Raw genomic sequence first — 7,204 nt, 5'->3', positions numbered from 1 at the left:
GTGGTGCCGGCGTCCTTCGTGGTGCCAAGGACTTCAATCGACGAGCCGGCTGAGAGCGCATAGCTCACAGAAGTCCACACCCTGTCTTGACCTTGGCCAGAGGCCTCGACCACCTTGTCGCCGGCATTGTCGACATAGTATTCGTCGCTGCCGCCATAGCCGATCATGGTGTTGGCACCGCCGCCGCTTAGAGTGTCGGCACCGGCGGTTCCCTTGATGGTCTGGGCAGGGTCGTCGGATGGGGGCGTTCCAGGATCGCTAACTGGAGGCGTGTCAGAATCGCTAACTGGAGGCGTGCCAGTGGTCGGGGGAGTGACGTTCGCGCCCGTGACAGTGTCGCCGCTACCTGCTTTTTGATAGAGCTGCACCTCGTCGATCTGCATCTGCATCGACGAAGGGGTCGAACTGTCCAGGCCCGTATGCCATCCGGCCGCGTTCGAATTCGCGACCGCATTGTTCATGATTAATTCCATCGGTTCATCCGGGATCACGACCTGTGCGCTGGTCACCTGCGCCATCTGCTTCCCATCGAGATACCAGGTGATCGATTCACCGGGCACCCAGTTGATGCCGTACGTGTGGAAGCCGGCCGTGAGGTCGACGCCGCTGTCGATGCTCGCGCCGACCCATCCAGATGGGCCGTCAAGGTGCCAAGTGAAGTTATGGTCTACCGGGCCGGAGCTTTCGGTAAACCCGCCCTCCTGTATGTCGATCTCGAAATTGTCGCCGCTGCTGCCGGCGCCTTCGCCGGGCATCAGCCAGAGGCCTGGCCATGCGCCGTTACCGCTCGGCGCCTTCATGCTGATCTGAAGGTAGCCGCCGTTGAATTCGAAGTTGCCGTAGCTGCTGACGGCGCCGGACGTGATCGGGAATGTTTGTGTCACTCCCCCTTGATTAACGCCGCTGATGGGCTGCTTGATCGCCGTGAGGTTCAAGGTCCCATTGCTCACGGACACCTGGCTCGGCATATCGTAGTCGGCATTATATGGGCCGCCCGGCGTACTTCCTCCCGATCCGTTGCTATTCCATGGCCAGCCGTTGGCGGCATTGCTGGTGATGTAGGTATTCCAGTCGCTGTCGAGCGCCGTACCGGAGAAGCTCTCCTCGAAGACGAGATCGCTAGAGGCAAAGCCTGCGGGTGCGGAAAGAGTCATTCCATGATCCTTTTTGACATTGAAAACAAGGGATTCCCCCACCCCGCATCACCAAAGCGCGCGACATACCGCACGCTCGTAGCTACGCACCGCGCACACATTACAAGGCAGCGGAGATTTGGAAGCCGTCGTTGCCGACACACGCAAGGCGTTGGGCGGTTCGCGCCGCGGCCTGATCCAATTCAGGCGCAACTCGTCCCGCGGGCGCTCCGCCAGGCTTGCCGAATAGAATTACCACGGTAGACCCCTCAAGTTATGTCCTGCTTCACTAAGTTAAACGCAGGCATTTCCGCTTCCAATTTCGCTCGCGTGCAGTTTTTTCCTACGCAACCCCCCGATTGCATTACCATATACGCTACTTGGCGGACCTTAATGCCCTTTGCGGCGAGAATGAGGCCGCGTTAACCATATCAACAGCCCTATAACGGAAGCCTGCATTTGACAACTACATCGAGCCACCCGTCTCTCACTGCTCGGAGCCTGCTCCGTCTGCAAGAATGCGCCAAATCTCGTTGATGCGCGCCGGAGCTTTCGAAGCAGTGTTCGCGAATCGTACCAACGCCGATCGGTCGTCATCCCGCGCAGCAGATAGGGGATCACCTTGTGTCCCGGCGCCGACTTCGACGTGTTCTGCTTAGGCCCCCGCGCCGAGATCCCATCCGGCGCATCAGGAACCCGCCGCGTGCGGTTCACCGGCACCTTGGCCTCGACAACGGCTGCGGCACACGACGCGAGCCCATGAAGGGATGCTGCAGGAACAGTTCGTCGATCTCAAGGCGAATGCGGAGCATTCGTCCGCAGCCGCATCAGCGGCAGATCGTCATCGTTTGCCGCCCGCTCCCGATATGCGCCGGAATCTCACGCCATACCCGGATCGATAGCTTCGGCTCCGCGCGGTCGAGCATCGCTCTCCGGTCCGCTGTGCTCATAATCCGGATCTCATGGCAAAAAAATCGTTCTCGATCGCCAGCCGGCCAGGCGAAGCTTGTCCCAAATCCTCAAGCGTCTTGTTGAATGGCTGAAACGTGGTCTTAGGGCGCGAGGCGCTTCGTCGCCGCGGGACGGCCCCGCGGATTGTCAAATTTGAACCGCGCAACCAGTCGCCAAAGCTCCACCTCGTGGCCGTCTGCTAACCGCCTGGCGTGCTCTTTCGCTGCAACGTCGTCTGTGCAGTCAAGGTTGACCCGCCCATAAACTGGCCGCGTTCATCCAGAACGTAGACATGAAAATGCGGCATCGCTTGTTCTCGATCAGGATCGCCAACCCGTCTCGGCGCCTGCTCGATTTGGATTGAGGCCTCCAGCAGCGCTGCGCCGTTGTCGCCCATCGCTCCACTTTTGTGTACTTCCAAAACAGAGACGCTGCATAACGACATGCCCGAACGAGGAATGTATATCTTCCGAGAGTTGCATGTCATTCACATTGACCCAAACCACGTGTTGGGCGATCTGCCTAAGCGTTCCTCCGCCATATCCACAAAGACCTAACGTAACTGCGCCATGATCATTAGCGTATCGAACAGCGCGCAAAACATTTTCCGAGTTTCCGCTTCCCGAAATGGCAATGACCAGGTCGCCCTCGTTCAGGAGGTTCTTCAGCTGCTCGACGAATACATCCTCGAAAGAAACATCGTTCGCGTATGCAAATGTAAGGCCCACATTGTCGACCAGCGTCCGACCACGAAAGGGGCGCTTCGTGGAGAGATAGACGCTCTTATTCCAGTCCGTGATGAAATGTAGCGCTGTCAGTGAACTACCACCATTTCCAAGCGTGATTATCTGCTTGCCATCCTCCTGTGCCTGCGCGACCAGGGCCACAGCATTATCGAAGCTTTGGTAGTCTAATGAAGCCAAGACGATCTCAAGTTTCTTGAAATAAGCTTGAGCGCTGCCGCCAAAATGTTTTATTGGGCGGGCTCCGATGTCGGTTGATTGAGTATTGCCGCCAAAGTGTTTCATTGGGTGGGCTCCGATGTCGGTTGATAATGAACGATGCGGCTCCCGGCGAAGTCAAACTTCACAGGGAAGTGCTTAAGCTCCCCGAGGGCTGCTTTGATTGCGTCGTGGCGATCGAGAGGTGCGAAGAACATGAGAAAACCTCCTGCACCTGCTCCGAGTAGCTTGCCGCCCCTGGCACCTGCCCGCAACGCAGTTCGGTACCAGCCATCGATTGCATCGTTCGTGATTTCTTCACAGAGGCTCTTTTTTAAGAGCCAGTTCTCATGCAGGATTTCGCCGAAGGCGTCGAGGTTACATCGATGCAGTTCATCACGAAGGTAATACGTGAGCTCGACCATCCGCCTGAGTGCCTTCCGCTTGTCCGACGCTCTTGCGATGCCCTCTGATTGTCGGACGAGAATGTCTGAAGCACTGCGCGTAATGCCGGTGTAAAACATGAGAACTTGCTCCTCAATTGAAGCGATGAAATCACGTGGGCATATGAGCGGCGACACCGAGACGCTATCATCAGAGTGAAACTCGATTAGATTCAACCCGCCGAAGGCGGCGGCGTATTGATCTTGTTTTCCAATGGGAGCGCCACAAAGTTCGATCTCAATGCGACAACTATCAGCACCGAGCCTTGCCTTGGCGACATACTGCCCCCGAAACGCGTTCAGCGCGTGCAGAAGGCCGACGGTAAAAGCGCTTGAGGATCCAAGTCCTGTTCCCTTCGATGGAATATCGGCAATAGTTGTTATCTCAACGCCTCCGCGGATCCCAAGATATCCCATCGTCGCCTTTACAATCGGATGCTGGATATTCTCAACGCTCTCTACCTCTTCCGTTTTGGAATAAGCAATTCGAGTGCCACTATCGAACTTACGATTCACATTCACGTAGACGTACTTGTCGATAGCAACGTTTAGCACGGCGCCGCCTTCCTGCCGATAGAAGGCAGGAAGATCGCTGCCACCTCCCACAAAGCTAACTCGAAGCGGGGTCTGACTAATAATCATCCGACTGCCTCAATCAGCTCAATCGCCCGCAATCGGACACAATGTTTAGCACTCGCCCGCGATGCCAGAACGATCGGCGTCTCGTCCTCTTGGCGCGAACTGTAAGTACTCGCCGCAGCCTCCCGATCCACACCCCGCCGCAAGTATTCGCGCGTTACTCGGCACCTCCTCAGCTCCTCTTCGATATCAACGAAGAAAGTGTGCGCACGACCGCGCGAAACTACGTCGGATAGCGAAAGAGCGACGGTTCCTTCCACGACCAGGACGGTCTCCGGAGAAATGGTTATCCTTTCCGATCTTGGATGCGATATGCGGCTTAGCTTTTCGTAATAGGGCAGATCGCGCGTCTCACGCGAACGAACTCCCACCAAGCGGCTTAGAACTTTCCTGATCTCGTCCACATTGTAGCGACCCATCACCGTTGGTTTGCGATCGCCGGCCGACCGTATCCAGCGATCAAGAGCAACGATTTGCGTCTCAAAGCCGCGCCCGCGAAGAACCTCCGCGATAGCACTGGCAAGAAAACTCTTTCCGCTCCGGGAGAGGCCCCCTACGAAACAAACATCGCCTGGCTTCACATATGCGATCAGGTCAGATGCTGAATTTATCAAGGTCGGATGAACAGCGAGTATGAACTTGGCAGCCTCGAACAAGTCCGAGACGGTATAGTCGGGCATGACATGATATTTGTTATCCAACCCGCCCGCGCCCGTCTCGACCAGGATCGATCTGATGCCAGACCGTTTTGCGAGAGCGACATCAGTAGAGGAATCTCCGATGACCCAGGATTGACTGCGGTCGATATTGAATGCCTCGACCGCCTCATTAATCAAGCCAGTAGAAGGCTTGCGGCATTCACAGCGGATCTTCAGCGCTTCCACCTCACCGATAAAGCCGCGGTCTGGATGGTGCGGGCAGAAATAGATGGCATCAACAAAAGCTCCGCAGCGGCCAAGCTCAGTCTCCATCTTGTTATGGATCATCCGCAGGTCTCGTAAAGAGCAATCGCCTCTCGCCACAACGGGTTGGTTAGTGACGACAATTGTCCGGTATTCGGCCCGGTTGAAACAGGTGATCGCGGCCGCGGCTCGCTCAATCAGTTCGAAGCGTTCGAGACGATCGATGTGTCCATAGTCAACATTGATGCACCCATCCCTGTCCAAAAATACTGCTTTCTGCGGAGAAGCGAGTGAAGCTCGAGCTATGCGGCCCGATTCAAAGTCGGCGCAAACCTTGTCAAGTCTCTCCGGGGTTCCCGCGTCTTTTATATACTCAGGGCTGCTGTAGCTTCTAATTTCCATGCCGGCCCGAAGCATTTCAGGAAAGAGGTCCTTGCCAAAATCGAGCGGGGTTACTGTGGCGCGCCACCGGGATAAAGCTTGTTTTCGAATGTAATAAAGAGCCGCGCTGACTTTGTTTGGATAATAGCAAGCGGGATCGTGTGGATATGTATGGAACGCGGTAACTATGCCGTCTTCTGACGTTTCTACCAGATCGGAATCATGCGGGTGATCGTTCGGATGGGTGAAAACTGTTGCCGCTGCCGCTTTGTGTTTTTCATGGAAGCACTTAAAGCGGGTGAGATCGATGTCGAGCATCGTGTCGCCGTAGATTGTAAGGAAGTTGTCGTCGAGCATATCCAAAACGGACAGAACTGCTCCAGCGGTCCCGCGAGGCGCACCGTCATCTACGCAACGAACGTCAATCCCCCAATTCTCGCGCTGATTACAAAACTCGACGATTTGCCCGGCTCCGTGGTTCACCAGGATCAAGATCCGCTCAATACCGTGTTGCTTAGCGAGGACGATTTGATGCTCAAGAAGTGGCCTGCCACCAACGTCGACCAGCGACTTAGGCAAATCACCTGTCCGGCTCCTGAGCCGTGTCCCTCGACCACCAGCAAGTACAACAGCCTGCATCACAAGTTTGCTTCCTGTCGCACGATTTCTACGACGGCTTTTCGAACGGCGTCAGCCGAACCAAGCTGGGGCCGCCAACCGAGGGCACGGATTTTTGCTATGTCATAGGAAAATCGGGGAACATCCCCCGTCCACCCGCGATCTTCAACTCCATATTCGATTTCGATCCCCGCGCCCGGTGCGACAGCCTCGACAGTCGTTTCGGCTATAAAGCTAACGGTTACCCCTTTGTCCTCGGGACCGATATTGTAATAGCCAAGCCGCTCGGATGCGTTTGCGCGCAAGTAGACAATCGCATCAATCAGATCATCGACGTGAAGATATGCCTTCCGCTGTCGCCCCGATCCCAAAACATTCAGCTTGTTTGGCGTGCCCCTTAACTTTCTCACGAAGTCTAGAATGACACCGTGTGTTGCTGGAACACCGATCACGTTCGGGAAGCGAAAGATCAAAGCCCGATCTAGCCAGTCCTCGACGGCAGCGCTGATTAGCGCCTCCGATGCGAGCTTCATAGCACCGTAGTTGGAAACGGGTAGCAGCGGCCCGACGTCCTCTCTAATCGGAGCCTCCCCCAAATCGCCATACACTGCTGAACTGGAAGCGAAAGCAAGAAACGGAACCCCCGCCTCCTTCATTGCGTCCAACACGTTGAACGTCGATAGAAAGGTGTCGCGTAGATCAACGGAGGGGTCGGCGATTCCCGAAGCAATGTCCGAATTGGCAGCCATATGCCAGACTTCGGAAATCGGAATGCGACCGTGACAATTCATAAAGCGGCTTCTCACTGCACCGGCGTCTGAGAGATCCACCTTCTCAAAAATGAACCTCTCATGCGTGAGGAGGCCACTCAGGTTTTCACGAGAACCTCGCGACAGGTCATCGAAGCCGAAGACCGGATATCCACGATCAACAAAGAGCCTTGCGAGCTTGCTTCCTACAAAGCCCGCAACTCCCGATACAAAAATAGCGTGCGGTACACTCAATCGGATTGCCCTTACCTCTTGTGTGCAAGCTTTCGGGCCTTAAGTCTTCCGGATCCTGCAATGACAACTTCCGTTGCAAGCCTTCACCGTTGGAGAGTCGGGAGTTCGACCGGACCGGGCGTTAAGCTCTGCGCTCGTCGTTAAGGTCACGCGCCTTTCTAAAAATCATCGCATGGTTTTCTCCGCTCCGCG

The 7,204-nt window shown here is 55.8% G+C and carries 5 protein-coding genes; all 5 read right to left on the bottom strand.

What is annotated here, in order from left to right; translation table 11 throughout:
- On the bottom strand, nucleotides 1-1,154 hold a 1,154-nt coding region (locus tag ACWUKX_RS15545), incomplete at its 3' end, for a glycoside hydrolase family 16 protein (RefSeq protein WP_456007806.1).
- 1,250 nt (nucleotides 1,155-2,404) lie between these two features.
- Nucleotides 2,405-3,112, bottom strand: coding sequence for an SIS domain-containing protein (locus tag ACWUKX_RS15540; protein WP_456007804.1), 708 nt, complete (start codon nucleotides 3,110-3,112; stop codon nucleotides 2,405-2,407).
- Complete coding sequence (locus ACWUKX_RS15535; protein ID WP_456007802.1) at nucleotides 3,109-4,110, bottom strand: GHMP family kinase ATP-binding protein; 1,002 nt, start codon at nucleotides 4,108-4,110, stop codon at nucleotides 3,109-3,111. Before ACWUKX_RS15535 ends, ACWUKX_RS15540 begins: the two co-directional genes overlap by 4 nt.
- Complete coding sequence (locus ACWUKX_RS15530; protein ID WP_456007817.1) at nucleotides 4,107-6,029, bottom strand: HAD-IIIA family hydrolase; 1,923 nt, start codon at nucleotides 6,027-6,029, stop codon at nucleotides 4,107-4,109. Before ACWUKX_RS15530 ends, ACWUKX_RS15535 begins: the two co-directional genes overlap by 4 nt.
- The gene (locus ACWUKX_RS15525; protein ID WP_456007801.1) at nucleotides 6,029-7,012 is read right to left on the bottom strand and encodes an NAD-dependent epimerase/dehydratase family protein; all 984 of its coding nucleotides are present in this window, start codon (nucleotides 7,010-7,012) and stop codon (nucleotides 6,029-6,031) included. The genes ACWUKX_RS15530 and ACWUKX_RS15525 overlap by 1 nt, the downstream gene beginning before the upstream one ends.
- Nucleotides 7,013-7,204 lie beyond the last annotated feature (192 nt).

The sequence above is a fragment of the Mesorhizobium sp. f-mel genome (assembly GCF_053850215.1).
This window is presented reverse-complemented; position numbering and strand designations above follow the sequence as displayed.

Bases quoted from the DNA above. Each gene is read 5' to 3' on its own strand.
- ACWUKX_RS15535 (WP_456007802.1), bottom strand. From the start codon at position 4,110: ATGATTATTAGTCAGACCCCGCTTCGAGTTAGCTTTGTGGGAGGTGGC.
- ACWUKX_RS15530 (WP_456007817.1), bottom strand. From the start codon at position 6,029: ATGCAGGCTGTTGTACTTGCTGGTGGTCGAGGGACACGGCTCAGGAGC.
- ACWUKX_RS15540 (WP_456007804.1), bottom strand. From the start codon at position 3,112: ATGAAACACTTTGGCGGCAATACTCAATCAACCGACATCGGAGCCCGC.